We start from the raw sequence: 18729 nt of genomic DNA, 5'->3' as shown, positions 1-18729 counted from the left end.
CCGATGACTAGTTTGCATGCCGACGAGGCGTTCCTCGGCCATTACCAGTTAAGCCACGACCCCTTCGCTCCACGGGTGCCTGGTTTCAAATTCTTCCCTGCGCAGCGCAAGTCGGTGCTCGGGCAGTTGCATCACCTCGCGCGCTACAGCCAGCTGTTGCTGGTCGTCACCGGCCCGCTGGGCAGCGGCAAGACCCTGCTGCGCCAGGCGCTGGTCGCCAGCACTAACAAGCAATCGGTGCAAAGCGTAGTGGTGTCGGCGCGTGGCGCCGGCGATGCTGCGGGCGTGCTGCGTCAGGTGGCCCAGGCCCTGGACGTTGCCAGCGCTGAGCCGAATGCGATTCTCAAGCAAGTGGTGCAACTGGGCCTGACCGGCCAGGAAGTCTACCTGCTGGTGGACGACGCCGAGCAGCTTGACGAGTCGGCCCTCGAAGCGCTGCTGGCGCTGGCAGCGGGTACGCCGGAAGGTCGTCCGCATGTGTTCCTGTTCGGTGAATCGTCCCTGATCGCCGCTCTGGAGCAGATCAGCGGCGAGCAGGAGCTGTTCCACGTCATCGAATTGCAGCCGTATGAAGAGGAAGAAACCCGTGAATACCTGGCACAACGCCTCGAAGGCGCCGGGCAGGGCATCGAACTTTTCTCCGCTCAGCAGATCTCTGATATTCATGAAAGCTCCGACGGCTGGCCTGGCACCATCAACCAGGTTGCCCGCGATGCGATGATTGAAGCCATGATTGCCAGCCGCTCTGCGGTCAAGCGTCCAAAGATGGGGTTCACTATGCCTAAAAAGCACGTATTGGCTATTTCCGCCGTTGTCGTGGTCGCTGTCGCCGCCGCCTGGTTGATCCCGGGTCGCAGCAAGGCACCGACGCCTGCCGGCGCGCCAACCGAACAGGCGCAGTTACCACTGGGTAAACCCACGCCGAATGTCGAGTTCGCCAACTCCGGCCAACCGACCAACCTGCCGATGGTCGGTCAGCCTGTCATGCGCGGCCCGCTCGCCGAAGCGGCCGGCGGTATCTCCGAAGGCGACGACGGCGTGCCAGTGGAAGGCTCCAGCAGCACACCGCCGACCGTGACCACCACCGCGCCGCCAGTGGGCGTGCCTGCCGGTCAACCGGCGGCAAAACCAACGCCTGTGCCTGTACCTGCGCCTACGGTCGCGACCGCCAAACCGGCGCCCGTCGCCAAGCCGGTCGCGCCAGCGCCTGTCGCCAAGCCAGCTCCGGCCGCCAAACCGGCGGAAAAACCGGTGACTGTCGCCAAGGCCGGCGCCACCGGCAGCAGCTGGTACACCAGCCAGCCCAGCGGTAACTTCGTGGTGCAGATCCTCGGCACCAGCTCTGAAGCCAATGCTCAAGCCTTCGTCAAAGAGCAGGGCGGCGAGTACCGTTATTTCAAGAAGGTGCTCAACGGCAAGCCGCTTTACGTGATCACTTACGGCAGCTTCTCCAGCCGTGCCGCCGCCGATACCGCTATCAAAGCCTTGCCAGCGAAGGTTCAGGCTGGTAAACCTTGGCCTCGCACTGTTGCCAGCGTTCAACAAGAACTGGCAGCAACTCGCTGAAGATTCGGCGGCCTTACCCAGGCCGCCCTCCCGGCACCTCAAAAAAAACCGCAAGTGCGTGCAGCCCTCAAGGCCGCGCGCATTGTGGTGTCTGCGTCACAGTGGCTTTTGAGTCGTAGCGGTCAAAATTAAAAAAGTTTTGACTAGCACAGCATATCGCTTTAAACCTTTCATAAATGCGACATAGATTTGCGACATCTCGTCGCTAAATTTGTGAGCGTCTGTGTCGGTGTGTACAATGACCTCCCTTTTGCCCCTGCAAAGCCGGCGAACGTTCGGCGTGGAAGGTAACTGGTTGAATTGAAAAGAAATTTGCCTCGATATAAGAGGCAGCCTGGTGAGAAAGTGTCTATGAAAGCAGGTCTGTACCAACCCGATGAATTCAAGGATAACTGCGGTTTCGGCCTGATTGCCCATATGCAGGGCGAACCCAGTCATACCCTTTTGCAAACGGCCATCGAGGCCCTGACCTGCATGACCCACCGCGGTGGGATCAACGCCGACGGCAAGACCGGTGACGGTTGTGGCTTGCTCATTCAAAAGCCCGACCTGTTCCTGCGCGCCATCGCCAAACAGCATTTCGCGGTCGAGCTGCCCAAGCAGTACGCCGTGGGCATGGTGTTTTTCAACCAGGACCCGGTCAAAGCCGAAGCCGCTCGCGAGAACATGAACCGCGAAATTCTCGCGGCTGGCCTGCAACTCGTCGGCTGGCGCAAAGTGCCGATCGACACCAGTGTGCTCGGCCGCCTGGCCCTGGAGCGCCTGCCGCAGATCGAACAAGTGTTCATCGCGGGCGACGGCCTGAGCGACCAGGACATGGCGATCAAGCTGTTCACCTCGCGTCGTCGCTCGTCCGTGTCGAATGCCGCCGACACCGACCACTACATCTGCAGCTTTTCGCACAAGACCATCATTTATAAAGGCCTGATGATGCCGGCGGACTTGACCGCCTTCTATCCGGACTTGAGCGATGAGCGCCTGCAAACCGCGATCTGCGTGTTCCACCAGCGCTTCTCCACCAACACCCTGCCGAAATGGCCGCTGGCCCAGCCATTCCGCTTCCTCGCCCACAACGGCGAGATCAACACCATCACCGGCAACCGCAACTGGGCCGTGGCCCGTCGCACCAAGTTCGCCAACGATTTGATGGACCTGGAAGAGCTCGGCCCGCTGGTCAACCGCGTCGGCTCCGACTCCTCCAGCATGGACAACATGCTCGAACTGATGGTCACCGGCGGCATCGACCTGTTCCGTGGCGTGCGGATGATCATTCCGCCTGCGTGGCAGAACGTCGAGACCATGGACCCCGATCTGCGGGCGTTCTATGAGTACAACTCGATGCACATGGAACCGTGGGACGGCCCGGCCGGCGTGGTCATGACCGACGGCCGCTACGCGGTGTGCCTGCTCGACCGTAACGGTCTGCGCCCGGCGCGTTGGGTCACCACCACCAACGGTTTCATCACCCTCGCGTCGGAAATCGGCGTGTGGAACTACCAGCCGGAAGATGTGATCGCCAAAGGCCGCGTCGGTCCTGGCCAGATCCTCGCCGTGGACACCGAAACCGGGCAGATCCTCGACACCGATGCGATCGACAACCGCTTGAAGTCCCGTCACCCGTACAAGCAATGGCTGCGCAAGAATGCCCTGCGCATCCAGGCGACCATGGAAGACAACGACCACGGTTCGGCGTTCTACGACATCGACCAGCTCAAGCAGTACATGAAGATGTATCAGGTCACGTTCGAAGAGCGCGACCAGGTGCTGCGTCCGCTCGGCGAGCAAGGCTACGAGGCGGTCGGCTCGATGGGCGACGACACGCCGATGGCCGTGCTGTCCCAGCGCGTTCGCACGCCATACGACTATTTCCGCCAGCAGTTCGCCCAGGTGACCAACCCACCGATCGACCCGCTGCGTGAAGCCATCGTGATGTCCCTGGAAGTGTGTCTCGGCGCCGAGCGCAACATCTTCCAGGAATCGCCTGAGCACGCCTCCCGCGTGATCCTCAGCTCGCCGGTCATTTCCCCGGCCAAGTGGCGTTCGCTGATGACCCTGGAGCGTCCGGGCTTCGACCGCCAGATCATCGACCTGAACTACGACGAGAGCCTCGGCCTTGAAGCCGCGGTGCGCAATGTCGCGGACCAGGCCGAAGAAGCCGTGCGCGCCGGGCGTACCCAGATCGTGCTGACCGACCGTCACATCGCACCGGGCAAGCTGCCGATCCACGCCTCCCTGGCCACCGGCGCGGTCCATCACCGCCTGACCGAAAAAGGCCTGCGCTGCGACTCCAACATCCTCGTGGAAACTGCCACCGCCCGCGACCCGCACCACTTCGCGGTGCTGATCGGTTTCGGCGCTTCGGCGGTGTACCCGTTCCTCGCCTACGAAGTGCTCGGTGACCTGATCCGTACCGGTGAAGTGCTGGGCGACCTCTACGAGGTGTTCAAGAACTACCGTAAAGGCATCACCAAGGGCCTGCTGAAGATCCTGTCGAAGATGGGCATCTCCACCGTCACTTCCTACCGTGGCGCGCAGTTGTTCGAGGCCATTGGCCTGTCGGAAGAAGTCTGCGAGCTGAGCTTCCGTGGCGTACCGAGCCGCATCAAGGGTGCGCGTTTCGTCGACATCGAAGCCGAGCAGAAAGCCCTGGCGGCCGAAGCCTGGAGTGCGCGCAAGCCGATCCAGCAAGGCGGCCTGCTCAAGTTCGTACACGGTGGCGAGTATCACGCCTACAACCCGGACGTGGTCAGCACCCTGCAAGCCGCCGTGCAGCAGGGCGACTACGCCAAGTTCAAGGAATACACCGCGCTGGTGGATAACCGCCCGGTGTCGATGATCCGCGACCTGTTCAAGGTGAAAACCCTGGATACGCCGCTGGCCCTCAGCGAAATCGAACCGCTCGAGTCGGTCCTCAAGCGCTTCGACTCCGCCGGTATTTCCCTGGGCGCCTTGTCGCCCGAGGCGCACGAAGCCCTGGCCGAAGCCATGAACCGCCTGGGTGCGCGTTCCAACTCCGGCGAAGGCGGCGAAGACCCGGCGCGCTATGGCACCATCAAGAGCTCGAAAATCAAGCAAGTGGCGACTGGCCGTTTCGGTGTAACCCCGGAATACCTGGTCAACGCCGAAGTGCTGCAGATCAAAGTCGCCCAGGGCGCCAAGCCCGGTGAAGGCGGCCAGCTGCCAGGCGGCAAGGTCAACGGTCTGATCGCCAAGCTGCGTTATGCGGTGCCGGGCGTGACCCTGATTTCGCCGCCGCCGCACCACGACATCTACTCGATCGAAGACTTGTCGCAGCTGATTTTCGACCTCAAACAAGTCAACCCGCAGGCCCTGGTCTCGGTGAAACTGGTCGCCGAAGCCGGCGTGGGCACCATCGCCGCCGGTGTGGCCAAGGCTTATGCCGACCTGATCACCATCTCCGGCTACGACGGCGGCACCGGCGCTTCGCCGCTGACCTCGATCAAGTACGCCGGGGCACCGTGGGAGCTGGGCCTGGCCGAGACGCACCAGACCCTGCGCGGCAACGACCTGCGCGGCAAAGTCCGGGTGCAAACCGACGGCGGCCTGAAAACCGGCCTCGACGTGATCAAGGCCGCGATCCTCGGCGCCGAAAGCTTCGGCTTCGGCACCGCGCCGATGATCGCCCTGGGCTGCAAATACCTGCGCATCTGCCACCTGAACAACTGCGCCACCGGCGTCGCCACTCAGAACGAGAAGCTGCGCAAGGATCACTACATCGGCACCGTCGACATGGTGGTGAATTTCTTCACCTACGTCGCCGAAGAAACCCGTGAGTGGCTGGCCAAGCTGGGCGTGCGCTCCCTCGAAGAGCTGATCGGCCGCACCGATCTGCTGGACATCCTCGAAGGCCAGACCGCCAAGCAACAACACCTGGACCTGACGCCGCTGTTGGGCAGCGATCACATCCCGGCCGACAAGCCGCAATTCTGCCAGGTGGACCGCAACCCACCGTTCGACAAGGGCCTGCTGGCCGAGAAGATGGTCGAGATGGCCGCTTCGTCGATCAACGACGCCAGCGGCGGCGAATTCAGCCTGGACATTTGCAACTGCGACCGTTCCATCGGCGCACGCATCTCCGGCGAAATCGCGCGCAAGCACGGCAACCAGGGCATGGCCAAGGCGCCGATCACCTTCCGCTTCACGGGCACCGCGGGCCAGAGCTTCGGCGTATGGAACGCCGGTGGCCTGCACATGTACCTGGAAGGTGACGCCAACGACTACGTGGGCAAGGGCATGACCGGCGGCAAGCTGGTGATCGTTCCGCCTAAAGGCAGCGTCTACAAGACCCAGGACAGTGCCATCATCGGCAACACCTGCTTGTACGGCGCCACCGGCGGCAAGCTGTTCGCCGCGGGGACCGCTGGTGAGCGTTTCGCCGTGCGTAACTCCGGTGCCCACACCGTGGTGGAAGGCACTGGCGATCACTGCTGCGAGTACATGACCGGGGGCTTTGTCGCGGTACTGGGCAAGACCGGTTACAACTTCGGTTCGGGCATGACCGGCGGTTTCGCCTACGTGCTCGACCAGGACAACACCTTCGTCGACCGGGTCAACCACGAGTTGGTCGAGATCCAGCGGATCAGCGGCGAAGCGATGGAATCCCACCGTAACCACTTGCAGCACGTGCTGGACGAGTACGTCGAGGAAACCGGCAGCGAATGGGGTCGTAACCTCGCCGAGAACCTTGATGATTTCCTGCGTCGTTTCTGGCTGGTCAAGCCCAAGGCTGCCAACCTGAAATCGTTGCTTTCCAGCATCCGTGCCAACCCGCAGTGATATGCGCCTGAAGAGTTTGATGAGGTTTTAACATGGCTGAACGTCTGAATAACGACTTCCAGTTCATCGATGTCGGGCGCAAAGATCCGAAGAAGAAACTGTTGCGTCAACGCAAGAAAGAGTTCGTGGAAATCTACGAACCCTTCAAACCCCAGCAGTCGGCCGACCAGGCCCACCGCTGCCTGGGGTGCGGTAACCCGTATTGCGAATGGAAGTGTCCGGTACACAACTTCATTCCCAACTGGCTGAAACTGGTGGCCGAGGGCAACATCCTCGCCGCCGCCGAGCTGTCGCACCAGACCAACACCCTGCCGGAAGTCTGCGGCCGGGTGTGCCCGCAGGACCGTCTGTGCGAGGGTGCCTGCACCCTCAACGACGGTTTTGGCGCGGTGACCATCGGTTCGGTGGAGAAGTACATCACTGACACCGCCTTCGCCATGGGCTGGCGCCCGGACATGTCCAAGGTCAAGCCGAACGGCAAGCGCGTCGCGATCATCGGCGCGGGCCCGGCGGGCCTGGGCTGTGCCGACGTGCTGGTGCGTGGCGGCGTGACCCCGGTGGTGTTCGACAAGAACCCGGAAATCGGCGGCCTGCTGACCTTCGGCATCCCCGAGTTCAAGCTGGAAAAAACCGTGCTGAGCAATCGTCGTGAAGTGTTCACTGGCATGGGCATCGAGTTCCGCCTGAACACCGAAGTCGGCAAAGACGTGACCATGGAACAACTGCTCGCCGAATACGATGCGGTGTTCATGGGCATGGGCACCTACACCTACATGAAGGGCGGCTTTGCCGGCGAGGACCTGCCGGGCGTGTACGACGCGCTCGACTTCCTGATCGCCAACGTCAACCGCAACCTGGGCTTTGAAAAGTCGCCGGAAGACTTCATCGACATGAAAGGCAAGAAGGTCGTGGTGCTGGGCGGTGGCGACACCGCGATGGACTGCAACCGCACCTCGATCCGCCAGGGCGCCAAGTCGGTGACCTGTGCGTATCGTCGTGACGAAGCGAACATGCCAGGCTCGCGCAAAGAGGTGAAGAACGCCAAGGAAGAAGGCGTGAAATTCCTCTACAACCGCCAGCCGATCGCGATTGTCGGTGAAGACCGCGTCGAAGGCGTGAAGGTGGTCGAGACCCGTCTCGGCGAACCGGACGCCCGTGGCCGTCGCAGCCCCGAGCCGATCCCGGGTTCCGAAGAGATCATCCCGGCCGACGCCGTGGTCATCGCCTTCGGCTTCCGCCCAAGCCCGGCGCCGTGGTTCGAGCAGTTCCAGATCCAGACCGACAGCCAGGGCCGCGTCGTCGCCCCGGAACAAGGCCAGTACAAGCACCAGACCAGCAACCCGAAGATCTTCGCTGGTGGCGACATGGTGCGCGGCTCTGACCTGGTAGTGACGGCGATCTTCGAAGGCCGCAACGCCGCCGAAGGTATCCTGGACTACCTGCAGGTCTGACCCATTTCATCTTTGAAATGTGGCCAAAATGTGGGAGGGGGCTTGCCCCCGATAGCGGTAGTCCAGTTAAAGATACTGAGACTGACACACTGCAATCGGGGGCAAGCCCCCTCCCACATTTGGTTTTGATGTGCCCAAGAGATTGTCGTAAATCAACCCGATAGATAAAAGGCACGGCTCATCCCGTGCCTTTTGCGTCGCGCTCTGAGAAAATGCCCGTACTTTTTTTGCGGATGCCGACATGACTGCCCTCAAGAACGACCGTTTCCTTCGTGCCCTGCTCAAGCAGCCCGTAGACGTCACCCCTGTGTGGATGATGCGTCAAGCCGGTCGCTACCTGCCGGAATACCGCGCCAGCCGCGCCCAGGCCGGCGATTTCATGAGCCTGTGCATGAACCCGGAGTTCGCCTGCGAAGTCACCCTGCAGCCGTTGGACCGCTACCCGGAGCTGGATGCGGCCATCCTCTTCTCCGATATCCTCACCATTCCTGACGCCATGGGCCAAGGCCTGTACTTCGAGACCGGCGAAGGCCCGCGTTTCAAGAAAGTCATCAGCACCCTGGCCGACATCGAAGCGCTGCCGATCCCGGACCCGCACAAAGACCTCGGTTACGTGATGGACGCCGTCAGCACCATCCGCCGCGAGCTCAATGGCCGCGTGCCGCTGATCGGCTTCTCCGGCAGCCCCTGGACCCTGGCCACCTACATGGTCGAAGGCGGCTCGTCGAAAGACTTCCGCAAGACCAAGGCCATGCTCTACGACAACCCGCAGGCCATGCACCTGCTGCTGGACAAGCTGGCGCAGTCGGTCACCTCGTACCTCAACGGCCAGATCATGGCCGGCGCGCAAGCGGTGCAGATCTTCGACACCTGGGGCGGCAACCTGTCGGCGGCGGCGTACCAGGAGTTCTCCCTGGCCTACATGCGCAAGATCGTCAGCGGCCTGATCCGCGAACACGAAGGCCGTAAAGTGCCGGTGATCCTGTTCACCAAGGGCGGCGGCCTGTGGCTGGAAAGCATCGCCGATGCCGGCGCGGATGCCCTGGGCCTGGACTGGACCTGCGACATCGGCGACGCCCGCCGTCGCGTCGGCAACCAGGTTGCGCTGCAAGGCAACATGGACCCGACCGTGCTGTACGCCAAGCCAGAAGCCATCTGCACCGAAGTCGGGCGCATCCTGGCCAGCTACGGCAAGGGCAGCGGGCATGTGTTCAACCTGGGTCACGGCATTACGCCGGAAGTGAACCCGGAACATGCCGGCGCGTTCTTGCGCGCGGTGCATGAGTTGTCGGCGCAGTATCACGAGTAACCAGCGTCCCCGCCTGAATCGAGCCCCCGTCTGCCCGGCAGGCGGGGGCTCGTTGCGCTTCAGCTCTTGTTAAGTCCTGCCTTGGTAGTCTGTGGTCTTTAGGACTTCTCCTACGGCTGCCGTTGTCCGCCCAAGAAAAAATCCTGCCCAACTTTTCCACTCGCCAGTGATTGGCGTCCGTTGTCAGGTGATCGCTGGATGAATACCGCTGACTATTCAACGTGCCAGAAACTGCTGCATTGGGTTTCGGCCGTCATCATCGTGTGGGCGCTATTGTCAGGTTCTGTCGTGGCGATATTCGCCGTGCCGGCCTCGGTCAAAGCGTGGGTGTTTTTTTTCAATGTGTCATTGACCACCCTGTACATCCCGGTGTTTGTCGTGCGGGTTTATTGCTCCTTTACCCACGGCCTGGATTTTTCCGTCAGGCGTTCACCACGGGAATACCTGGCGCTATGGGTGCATAAGACCATGTATGTGGTGTTGGCAATGGTGCTGGCAACAGGGGTACTGATGATGGATCGCCCGATCAACCTCTTTAACCTGGTCTCCTTCGCACCGTTTCACAGTGACCCGGCCAGCATCGTCTGGTACTCCCGCGTGCATGTGCTGTCCTGCGTGGCCTTGTTGCTGATGCTGGTGATGCACATCGGTGCCGTGGTTATGCACGAGCGCCGGGGCAAGCGGGTGATGGTGCGGATGTCGTTCTAGGGCGCTGCGCCTCAAGCCGAGGCCAGCGGCGGCAACTTCGCCAACTTCAACGCCACCAGCAACGCGCCGAGCAACAGCGCGACGATAAACCCGCCAATCCCGTTCCACCCGGCCAAATGCCAGAAGAACCCCCCCGTGGTGCCGGCGACGCTTGACCCCGCGTAGTAGCAGAACAGGTACAGCGACGACGCTTGCCCCTTGGCTTTCACCGCGCGACGGCCGATCCAGCTGCTGGCCACCGAGTGCGCGCCGAAGAAGCCGAAGGTGAACACCAGCATGCCGGGTATCACCAGCCACAACGGAGTGAACAGGGTCAGGCCGATGCCGCCAAGCATCGACACGATGGTGGCCCACAGCACACGGCGGCGGCCGAGGCGGTCGGCCAGCGCGCCGATTTTCGCCGAGCTGTAGATGCCCGAGAGGTACACCAGCGACAACAGGCCGACCACGGCCTGGCTCAGGTCATACGGGTCGGCCAGCAGGCGATAGCCGATGTAGTTGAACATCGTCACAAACGCGCCCATCAGCAGGAAGGCTTCGAGGAACAACCACGGCAGGCCCGCGTCCTTGAAGTGCATGACGAAGCCGTCCACCAGGCTGCGCGGCTTGAGGCTGCTGGCGCGGAAGTTGCGCGATTCGGGGAGGATTTTCCAGAACACCGTCGCGGCGATCAGGGCCAGGGCGCCGATGATCAGCACGGCGGTGTGCCAGCTGACGAAGTCGATCAATACGCCGATGATCAGGCGCCCGCTCATGCCGCCGATGGCGTTACCGCCGATGTACAGGCCCATGGCCAGGCCGATGTGCTGCGGGTGGATCTCTTCGCTCAGGTAGGTCATCGCCACGGCGGCCAGGCCACTCAGCGACAGCCCCAGCAGCGCGCGCATCAGCAGAATCCCTTCCCAGCTCGGCATCAGGCCGCTGGCGATGGTGGACAGGGCGGCACAGAACAACGCGGCGACCATCACCGGCTTGCGCCCCAGGGTGTCGGAAATCGGCCCGGTGATCAGCAGGCCCAGGGCGAGCATCGCCGTGGACACCGACAGCACCAGGCTGCTTTGCGCCGCGTTGATGGAAAATTCGTGGGACAACGCCGGCATCATCGGCTGCACGCAATACAGCAGGGCAAACGTCGCGAAGCCGCCGCAGAACAGCGCCAGCACGGTCCGCATGAACATCGGTGTGCCTTTTTCGATGTACGTGTCAGTGAGCGGCTCCACCCTCTTATCCAGGGCAATCGGCGGGACTTCTTGAGCGAATGGAGCGACAGCAGATTTCACGGGGACCTCGGGGAGGAAAAGCCTGCCAGGACCGGCAATGCAAAAAAGAATATAGCTGCCTAATGATTCTTTCCAATATATTGTTCGACCTGTTTGATAGCTTTAACGACCTAATGAGGCTGCTATGGAATTACGTCACCTGCGGTACTTCATCGCCGTCGCCGAAGAGCTGCATTTTGGCCGGGCCGCGCAGGTGCTGGGCATCTCGCAACCGCCTCTGAGCCAGCAGATCCAGGCGCTGGAGCACGAGGTGGGCGCGCGTTTGTTCGAGCGGACCAACCGTCGGGTCGAACTGAGCGAAGCCGGGCGCTTGTTCCTGCACGAGGCGCGACTGGTGCTGGCGCAAGTCGATAAGGCCGCGGATGTGGCACGCCGGGCGCAGTTGGGTGAGCTGGGCGAACTGAAGATCGGCTTCACGTCGTCGGCGCCGTTCAATTCGAGCATCCCCCAGGCGATCTTTGCGTTTCGCCAGGCGTTCCCGGCGGTCCACCTGAGTTTGCAGGAAATGAGCAGCACCGAGGTGGCCGAGTCGCTGGTGGATGAGTCGATCCAGGTCGGCTTGATGCGGCCGCTGCCGTTGCCAGACTCGCTGAGTGTGGTGGAGTTGATGCGCGAACCTCTGGTGGCGGTGCTCAACGCCGATCATCCCTTGGTGCAAGGCAGCGAGCGGGGCTTGCACCTGGCGCAGTTGGCCGAGGAGCCGTTCGTGTTTTTCCCGCGCAGCTACGGCAGCGGCCTCTACGCGCAACTGCTCAACCTGGCCCGCGACGCCGGCTTCAGCCCGCGCTTTGCCCAGGAAGCCGGGGAGGCGATGACGATCATCGGGTTGGTCGCGGCGGGGTTGGGCGTGTCGGTGCTGCCGGCGTCCTACCAGCGCATCCGCATCGATGGCGTGGTCTATCGCACCCTGCTCGACCAGGAGGCGGTGACGGCGGTATGGCTGGTGCAGCGCAAGGGCGCGCAAACGCCGATGGCGCAGGCGTTCGTGGAGTTGTTGACGCGTAAGGCGGCGGTTCGCAGCGCGCTTGGGGGGCGGTGAGTTCAGCTGTGTTTTGCCAGCGCTTGCAGAGCCAGGCAGGACGCGGCGATGACAAGCTCACCGGTTTGTGAAGAGGGCGCCGAACGGCGCCCTTTGTCGTTTCCGGGGTTACTGCATCCCCGCTGAACGCAACCCCGCCATGATGTCCCGATCCAGCATGCTCACCCAACGGTTGTAGTTGCGATGGATCTTGCCGTCCTTGTAGCCCAGGTCGCGGCTGTCGCGGTAGGTGATCGCGTAGCTGTTGCGGGTGTAGCGGATGTCGATGGTGGCGTAGAACTGATTGCGCACGGTGATCTCGGCCTGCACCAGTTGCGGGCTCAGGCGTTGCACGGTCCATTCGCGTTTTTGCAGGGCGGTGACGATCACCTGTTTGACTTGTTCTTCGCTGACCTGGGCACCCGCCGGCAAGTCGTGCTGGGTGTTGAGCACCGGTTTGCTGGTGCAACCGGCGCCGGTCAGCAGGGCCAGGGTGATCAGGGTGGCGCGTAGCAAGGAAGACATTCCGTTTTCTCCAATCGATGTAAAAAGTCAGGACCAGCGGCGGAAGATCAACGAGGTGTTGACGCCGCCGAAGGCAAAGTTGTTGTTCATCACGTAGTCGTGGTGCATCTCGCGAAACTCACCTTGCAGGTAATCCAGCTCGCCGCACTGCGGGTCGACGGAATCCAGGTTGAAGGTGTGTACGTACTGGTCGCGGTTCATCATCTCGATGCTGAACCACGACTCCAGCGCCCCGCACGCGCCCAGGGTGTGGCCGAGGAAGCTCTTCTGCGAACTGATGGGCATGCGGCTGCCGAACAGGCTGTTGGTGGCCAGGGTTTCGGCGATGTCGCCCTGGTCGGTGGCGGTGCCATGGCCGTTCACGTAGCCGATGACCGAGGGCTCAAGCCCGGCGTCTTCCAGGGCCAGCTCCATGGCGCGGCGCATGGTTTTCTGTTCCGGGCGCGTGGTGTGCTGGCCGTCGGCGTTGCTGCCGAAACCGACAATTTCGGCGTGGATATGCGCGCCACGGGCCAGGGCGTGTTCCAGTTCTTCGAGTACCAGCATGCCGCCGCCTTCGCCGATCACCAGGCCGTCGCGGCCGCTGTCGTAGGGGCGCGGGCTGGTCTGTGGCGCATCGTTCTTCAGACTGGTGGCGTAGAGTGCGTCAAACACCATGGCTTCGGTGGGGCACAGCTCTTCGGCGCCGCCGGCAAGCATCAGCGGCAGGCGTCCGAACTTGATCGCCTCATAGGCATAGCCGATGCCCTGGCTGCCGCTGGTGCAAGCGCTGGACGTGGGAATCAAGCGCCCGGTGAGGCCAAAGAAGATGCTGATATTCGCCGCCGTAGTGTGGGGCATCATGCGGACATAGGAGTTGGCGTTCAGCCCCTCGGCCACCGAGTTGAGCAGCATGTTGCCGAACGCCTTGATCTCGTCGGTGCTGCCGGTGGACGAGCCGCAGGCCACGCCCATGCGCCCGTCCTTGATCGACTCGTCACCGAGCAAGCCGGCGTCTTTCAGCGCCTGCTCCGCCGCCCACACCGCCAGGCGCGATACGCGGCCCATGCTGCGCAGTTGCTTGCGGGTCCAGTGCGCGGGCACGACGAAGTCGTCGATCGGCCCGGCCAGGCGCGTGTTCAATTCGCTGAAACGGTCCCACTCGTCCATGCGCCGGATGCCGCTGCGGTTGGCGCGAAAGTTGGCGGCGATGGTGTTCCAGTCGCTGCCCAGGGAGGTGATGCCGGCCATGCCGGTTACGACCACGCGCTTCATCAACACAGACCTCCGTTCACGGCCAAGACCTGGCGGGTGATATAGCTGGCTTCGGCCGACATCAGGAAATTCACCGCGCCGGCCACTTCTTCCGGCGTGCCCATGCGCTGCGCCGGGATCATTTTCATCAGTTCTTCGACCGGCACGTTTTCATCGAGCATCGCGGTGTCGATCAAGCCCGGTGCGACGCAGTTGACGGTGATCTTGCGCTTGCCCAGCTCGATGGCCAGGGCCTTGGCCGCGCCGATCAGGCCGGCCTTGGAGGCGCTGTAGTTGACCTGGCCGCGATTGCCGATCAGCCCGGACACCGAGGTGATGCACACGATACGCCCGGCCGCGCGACGACGGATCATCGGCATCATCACCGGGTGCAGCACGTTGTAGAAACCGTCGAGGTTGGTACGCATCACCACGTCCCAGTCGTCTTCCGACAAGGCCGGGAACGCGCCGTCGCGGGTCAGGCCGGCGTTGAGCACCACACCGTAATACGCGCCGTGTCGTTCCACGTCGGCTTCGAGGATTGCCTTGCACTCGGCCCGCTCGGAGACGTCGAATTGCAGCACCCGCGCCTTGCGGCCCAGGGCTTCGATCTCGACCTGCACCGCGTCGGCCTCTGCTCGACCGCTGCGGCAATGCAACACGATGTCGTGCCCGGCCTGCGCCAGGCGCAGGGCAATGGCGCGGCCGATGCCACGGCTGGAGCCGGTGACCAGTACGGATTCAGTCATGGCGTTTCGTCCTTCGATTCATCTAAATAGGTGGCCGCCTGGGGCGGTCGAAATACGTTCAAGCGGGCGCTGGCGTGGATACCGTCGCCGGTCAGGTGGCATTCGAACACACCCATGCCGTTGTCGTCTTCCAGGGAGCGCAGGCCGTGGATGGTCAACTCGGCACCGGCCGGGAAGTGCTCCACGTTGCACTCGAACTTACGCGTGCCCAACAGGAAGCCCAGCTCCACCGCCTGGCCGTTCTGGCGCGCGCGGCAACCGGCATAGGCGGCAACGCTTTGCGCCATCAGCTCGATGCCGACCCAGGCCGGCAGGCTGCCGTCGGGGCGGTTGAACAAGCCACCGGGCTTGACGGTGAGGCGGGTGTGAATCTGCTCTTCGTCGAACGACAGCACCTGGTCGATCAGGATCATGTCGCCCGCGTGGGGCAGCAGTGCGGCGAGTGGCCAATCGATCATGGGGCCTCTGCGATAATCAGGCTGACATTATTGCCGCCGAAGGCAAACGAGTTGCTCATCAGGCAGCGTTTTTTCAAGGTGTCACCTCGGCGTGCCCACTGCAAGGCGGGCAGCGCCGGGTCGGCCTGGCCGTCCCATACGTGGGGCGGCAGCCGGCCGTGGGCCAGGCTCAGCCAGCAGAACGCTGCTTCCAGTGCGCCGGCCGCGCCCAGGGTGTGGCCGCTCATCGGTTTGGTCGATGAACAGGCCACGCCGTCGGGGAACAGGTTGGCGACGGCCAGGCTTTCCATGGCGTCGTTGTGTTGGGTGGCGGTGCCGTGCAGGTTCAGGTAGCCGATCTGCTCCGGCTTCAAGCGTGCGCTGGCCAGGGCCTTGCGCATCGCCAGCAACGCGCCTTTGCCAGTGGGCTCCGGCGCGGAAATATGGTGTGCATCGCAACTCGCGCCACTGCCCAGCAGCGCGATGGGGGCGGGCTCGCGAGTCATCAAAAACAACACCGCCGCTTCGCCGATGTTGATGCCGTTGCGGTTCACCGAAAACGGGTTGCAACGCTCGCTCGAGACCGCTTCCAGCGCGGTAAAGCCGTTAAGCGTCAGCTTGCACAGGCTGTCGACGCCGCCGCAGATCACCGCATCGCACAGGCCCAGCTCCAGCAGGCGCCGGGCACTCATCAACGCGCGGGCACTGGAGGTGCAGGCGGTGGAAATCACATAGGCCGGGCCGCTCAGTTGCAGCCAGTCGGCGAGGAAGTTCGCCGGGGCGCTGAGTTCCTGTTGCTGGTAGTCGTAGTCGTCGGGGAACCGATGATCGCTCAGGTAACGGGCGATGCCGCGACTGGCTTCGTCGATGCCCGAGGTGCTGGTGCCGAGCACAATGCCGACCCGCGCCGCGCCGTAGCGTTGGATCGCCTGGCGGATCTCGCTGTCGATCTGCAACGCGGCTTCGAGCAGCAACTGGTTATTGCGGCTGCTTTGCTGGCCCAGCTCGGGCGGGATGGTCGCCAGTGCGCCCGGTACGCCGGCAACCGGCAACACCCGCTCCGGCACCCAACCGCTTTCGGCGCGCATGCCGGAGCAGTCGCCGGCAAACAGGCTGCGGCTGACGTCGGCCTGGCCGCGCCCGAGAGCGCAGATCACGCCGAGGGCATTCAGATACGCGGTCATCGCGCCATTCCCAGCGGGGTGATGCGATAGCTCAGCGGTTGCCCGTGCATGTTCACGCTGAACACCTCGGATGACTGATAGACGATTTGCCAATGGCCGGGCAGGGTGCGTGTCAGGTCCATCGCTTGGGCGTTCGGGTACAGCGCGCGGAGGTCATCCGCCGAAGTCAGTGCAAACAGCAACGCGGCGAACAGCTCGCGCGCCTGGGGATTGGGCGGCAGCAACCCGTCGGCCTGCCACTGGCCGTCGATCAGCTTCTGCCGGGCCTGGGGGATGCCCAGCGGGTCCATCATCGACCAGCGGATCGCGTTGCCTTCGTGCTGGATCACCAGCAACCAGTCCTGGCTCTGGCCGTCCGCCAGGCGCTGCACATGCAGTTGCATTGGTAGGGCCAGGGCCGGGTTTTTTGCCGGCAAGGGCGGTTGGCTGGCGCAGGCGCTCAGCAGCAACAGGCAGCCGATCAGCAGCGCACGCATCATGGCGCCGCGCTCGCCAGGGGTTTGCGTGCCACGCAGTTGACCAGGGTTTCTTCGCGCAGGCCCACCGGCGGAGCCTTGCGCAGGCCCCAGCGTTCCAGCAGGCCGAAATCGCTGGCCCGGCTCCACCACAGGTATGGGTAGGAGACGTTCTGCGCGCCGAATTCAAAGCCCTGCTCGTGCAGCATCTGCAGGTACTCTTCGGCGCTTTTCTGCACCTGCATGGGGTGGCGGAACAGCCAGCGAATCACCCAGGTGTCGATATAGGCTTCGGTGGACTCGGCAAACAGCAGATAGCCGCCGGGCTTGAGCACCCGGTAGAACTCTTTCAATGCACGGTGCTGCTCAACCAGATGATGGAAGGTCTGGTGGCAGAACAGGATATCGACGCTGGCGTCGGCGACGTCGAGGGTGGCGCAGTCGCTGCCGATCAGCTCGACGTCCAGCCCTTGGTGCGCGGCTTCCGCCTTGCTCAGCTCAAGGCTGTGCGGGTCGGCGTCCAGCCCGATCAGGCGGGACGGCGCAAACACTTGCTGCAACAGCTTGAAGGATTTGCCCTGGCCGCAGCCGGCGTCCAGCAGTACCGGCGCCACCGGCAGCGGTTCGCTGAACAGGCTGCGCAGGTCGTTGATCGCCACGCGCAACACATGGTGCTGCCAGGTGTGGCTGCGCAGGAACCAGAAGCCGAACTTGGTTTCTTCGACGTAGTTCTTACTCAAGTACTGACTGCTCACACGGCATCCCCTGCACAAATTTCCGACAACATCCGCAACCGCCGCTTGGGCTCGCTGACAAACGGGTTGCGCTCGTCCCAGGCGTAGCCGGCGAGGATCGAACTGATCATCCGGCGAATCTCCGGCGAGCTGCCGGCGTGAAAAATAACATCCTGGAACGTCCCGGCGTACCAGCCTTCGACGTAGCAGCGGAAGGTGTCGACGCCGCGCTTCAACGGCTCGGCAAACTCGCGCTGCCAGTCCACGGTTTCGCCGTTGAGCTGACGATGCAGCACACCCGCGGCCATGCTCGCCGAACGCATGGCGATGGTCACGCCCGAGGAAAACACTGGGTCGAGGAATTCTGCCGCGTTGCCCAGCAGCGCAAAGCCCGGGCCGTGCAAGGTTTTGACGTTGGCCGAGTAGCCGCCGATGGTGCGCGCGGGGGTGTCCCATACGGCGTTCTGCAGCACGCTGCTGAGGCTTGGGGTTTCGTCGATGAACCCGCGCAGGCACGCATCCAGGTCGTTGTCGCGGCCGGCAAAATGTTCCTTGGCCGCCACTACGCCCACGGAGCAGCGGCCGTTGCTGAACGGGATGGTCCAGAACCAGATGTCGCGCTGGGTCGGGTGGGTCGTCACGAGGATCTTGGTGCGGTCGAAGCCTGGGTGTTCGATGCGGTCCTCGACATGGCTGAACACCGCCTGGCGCAACGGGAAATCCGACGGCGCTTCCAGGTCCAGCAGGCGCGGCAGGACGCGACCGTAGCCGCTGGCGTCGAGCACGAACTTGGCTTTGATGTGGTACTCGCTGCCGTTCTCCCGGCGCACATGCAGGTAGTGGGTTTCACCGCTGAAATCCACGCCGACGATGGTTTCGCCGTAACGGATGTCGACGCCTTGCAGCGCCGCCTGATCGGCCAGCAACTTGTCGAACTCGCCGCGCTGCACCTGGAAGGTGGTCGGTTTGCCGTGGCTGAACGTATCGCCGAAATCAAACGCACTGTAGCGCTCGCCCCAGGCGAATGCGGCACCGGTTTTCACCTGGAAACCCGCCGCCTGCACGGCGTCGAGCATGCCGGCCTCTTCGATAAAGTCGATGCAGTGCGACAGCAGGCTTTCACCGATCGAAAAGCGTGGGAAATGCTGGCGCTCGATAATCAATACATCATGCCCTTTACGCTTTAACAGCGCGGCAGCGATGGCACCGGACGGGCCGGCACCGATCACCACCACCTGGCGACGTTCCATTTCAACTATGGGCACGAGGGCTCCTTGCCGCTT

The 18729-nt window shown here is 63.1% G+C and carries 15 protein-coding genes; 6 read left to right on the top strand and 9 right to left on the bottom strand.

Translation table 11 applies throughout. From position 1 onward, the window contains the following. Nucleotides 1–3 precede the first annotated feature (3 nt). From C5F70_RS22555 to C5F70_RS22530, 5 genes are all read left to right on the top strand, one after another. The gene (locus C5F70_RS22555; protein WP_046490816.1) at nucleotides 4–1566 is read left to right on the top strand and encodes an SPOR domain-containing protein; all 1563 of its coding nucleotides are present in this window, start codon (nucleotides 4–6) and stop codon (nucleotides 1564–1566) included. A 351-nt stretch (nucleotides 1567–1917) separates the two neighbouring features. Continuing rightward, on the top strand, nucleotides 1918–6363 hold the full coding sequence (gltB, locus tag C5F70_RS22545; RefSeq protein WP_046384965.1) for a glutamate synthase large subunit: 4446 nt from the start codon (nucleotides 1918–1920) through the stop codon (nucleotides 6361–6363). A 32-nt stretch (nucleotides 6364–6395) separates the two neighbouring features. Continuing rightward, entirely contained in the window at nucleotides 6396–7814 is a 1419-nt protein-coding gene (locus C5F70_RS22540) for an FAD-dependent oxidoreductase (RefSeq protein WP_017849854.1), read from the top strand. Nucleotides 7815–8055: 241 nt separating this feature from the next. After that, on the top strand, nucleotides 8056–9123 hold the full coding sequence (gene hemE / locus C5F70_RS22535; RefSeq protein WP_017849853.1) for a uroporphyrinogen decarboxylase: 1068 nt from the start codon (nucleotides 8056–8058) through the stop codon (nucleotides 9121–9123). A 198-nt stretch (nucleotides 9124–9321) separates the two neighbouring features. Then, entirely contained in the window at nucleotides 9322–9831 is a 510-nt protein-coding gene (locus tag C5F70_RS22530) for a cytochrome b/b6 domain-containing protein (RefSeq protein WP_104904081.1), read from the top strand. A gap of 11 nt (nucleotides 9832–9842) precedes the next feature. On the opposite strand, the gene C5F70_RS22525 is transcribed toward C5F70_RS22530, so the two are convergent. Next, the gene (locus tag C5F70_RS22525) at nucleotides 9843–11111 is read right to left on the bottom strand and encodes an MFS transporter (protein ID WP_104904080.1); all 1269 of its coding nucleotides are present in this window, start codon (nucleotides 11109–11111) and stop codon (nucleotides 9843–9845) included. Between the two features lie 124 nt (nucleotides 11112–11235). On the opposite strand from C5F70_RS22525, the gene C5F70_RS22520 reads away from it, so the two are divergent. After that, nucleotides 11236–12150, top strand: coding sequence for a LysR family transcriptional regulator (locus tag C5F70_RS22520; RefSeq protein ID WP_017849850.1), 915 nt, complete (start codon nucleotides 11236–11238; stop codon nucleotides 12148–12150). Between the two features lie 108 nt (nucleotides 12151–12258). Here C5F70_RS22520 and C5F70_RS22515 read toward each other — a convergent pair whose 3' ends face one another. From C5F70_RS22515 to C5F70_RS22480, 8 genes are read right to left on the bottom strand one after another with little or no spacing between them, the layout of a single operon-like run. Then, nucleotides 12259–12654 carry a hypothetical protein gene (locus C5F70_RS22515; RefSeq protein WP_104904079.1) on the bottom strand — a complete coding sequence of 132 codons (396 nt, stop codon included), beginning with the start codon at nucleotides 12652–12654 and terminating at the stop codon, nucleotides 12259–12261. A gap of 27 nt (nucleotides 12655–12681) precedes the next feature. Next, nucleotides 12682–13908, bottom strand: coding sequence for a beta-ketoacyl-ACP synthase (locus tag C5F70_RS22510; protein WP_046384962.1), 1227 nt, complete (start codon nucleotides 13906–13908; stop codon nucleotides 12682–12684). Next, entirely contained in the window at nucleotides 13908–14636 is a 729-nt protein-coding gene (gene fabG / locus C5F70_RS22505; protein ID WP_104904078.1) for a 3-oxoacyl-ACP reductase FabG, read from the bottom strand. Before fabG ends, C5F70_RS22510 begins: the two co-directional genes overlap by 1 nt. Then, on the bottom strand, nucleotides 14633–15094 hold the full coding sequence (locus C5F70_RS22500; protein WP_017849846.1) for a hotdog family protein: 462 nt from the start codon (nucleotides 15092–15094) through the stop codon (nucleotides 14633–14635). Before C5F70_RS22500 ends, fabG begins: the two co-directional genes overlap by 4 nt. Further along, a complete protein-coding gene (locus C5F70_RS22495) occupies nucleotides 15091–16257 on the bottom strand; it encodes a beta-ketoacyl-[acyl-carrier-protein] synthase family protein (protein ID WP_102617208.1) in 1167 nt (388 codons plus the stop codon). The genes C5F70_RS22500 and C5F70_RS22495 overlap by 4 nt, the downstream gene beginning before the upstream one ends. Beyond that, nucleotides 16254–16736, bottom strand: coding sequence for a hypothetical protein (locus C5F70_RS22490; protein ID WP_017849844.1), 483 nt, complete (start codon nucleotides 16734–16736; stop codon nucleotides 16254–16256). The genes C5F70_RS22495 and C5F70_RS22490 overlap by 4 nt, the downstream gene beginning before the upstream one ends. Continuing rightward, nucleotides 16733–17467: a class I SAM-dependent methyltransferase gene (locus C5F70_RS22485; protein ID WP_104904077.1), complete on the bottom strand. Its 735-nt coding sequence runs from the start codon at nucleotides 17465–17467 to the stop codon at nucleotides 16733–16735. The genes C5F70_RS22490 and C5F70_RS22485 overlap by 4 nt, the downstream gene beginning before the upstream one ends. After that, nucleotides 17464–18711 carry an NAD(P)/FAD-dependent oxidoreductase gene (locus tag C5F70_RS22480; RefSeq protein WP_026140390.1) on the bottom strand — a complete coding sequence of 416 codons (1248 nt, stop codon included), beginning with the start codon at nucleotides 18709–18711 and terminating at the stop codon, nucleotides 17464–17466. The genes C5F70_RS22485 and C5F70_RS22480 overlap by 4 nt, the downstream gene beginning before the upstream one ends. Nucleotides 18712–18729 lie beyond the last annotated feature (18 nt).

The sequence above is a fragment of the Pseudomonas sp. LH1G9 genome (genome assembly GCF_002949975.1).
GTDB classification, from domain to species: Bacteria; Pseudomonadota; Gammaproteobacteria; order Pseudomonadales; family Pseudomonadaceae; genus Aquipseudomonas; species Aquipseudomonas veronii.
Note: the sequence above shows the minus strand (reverse complement) of the source record. Positions and strands in the feature narration are given on the sequence as shown.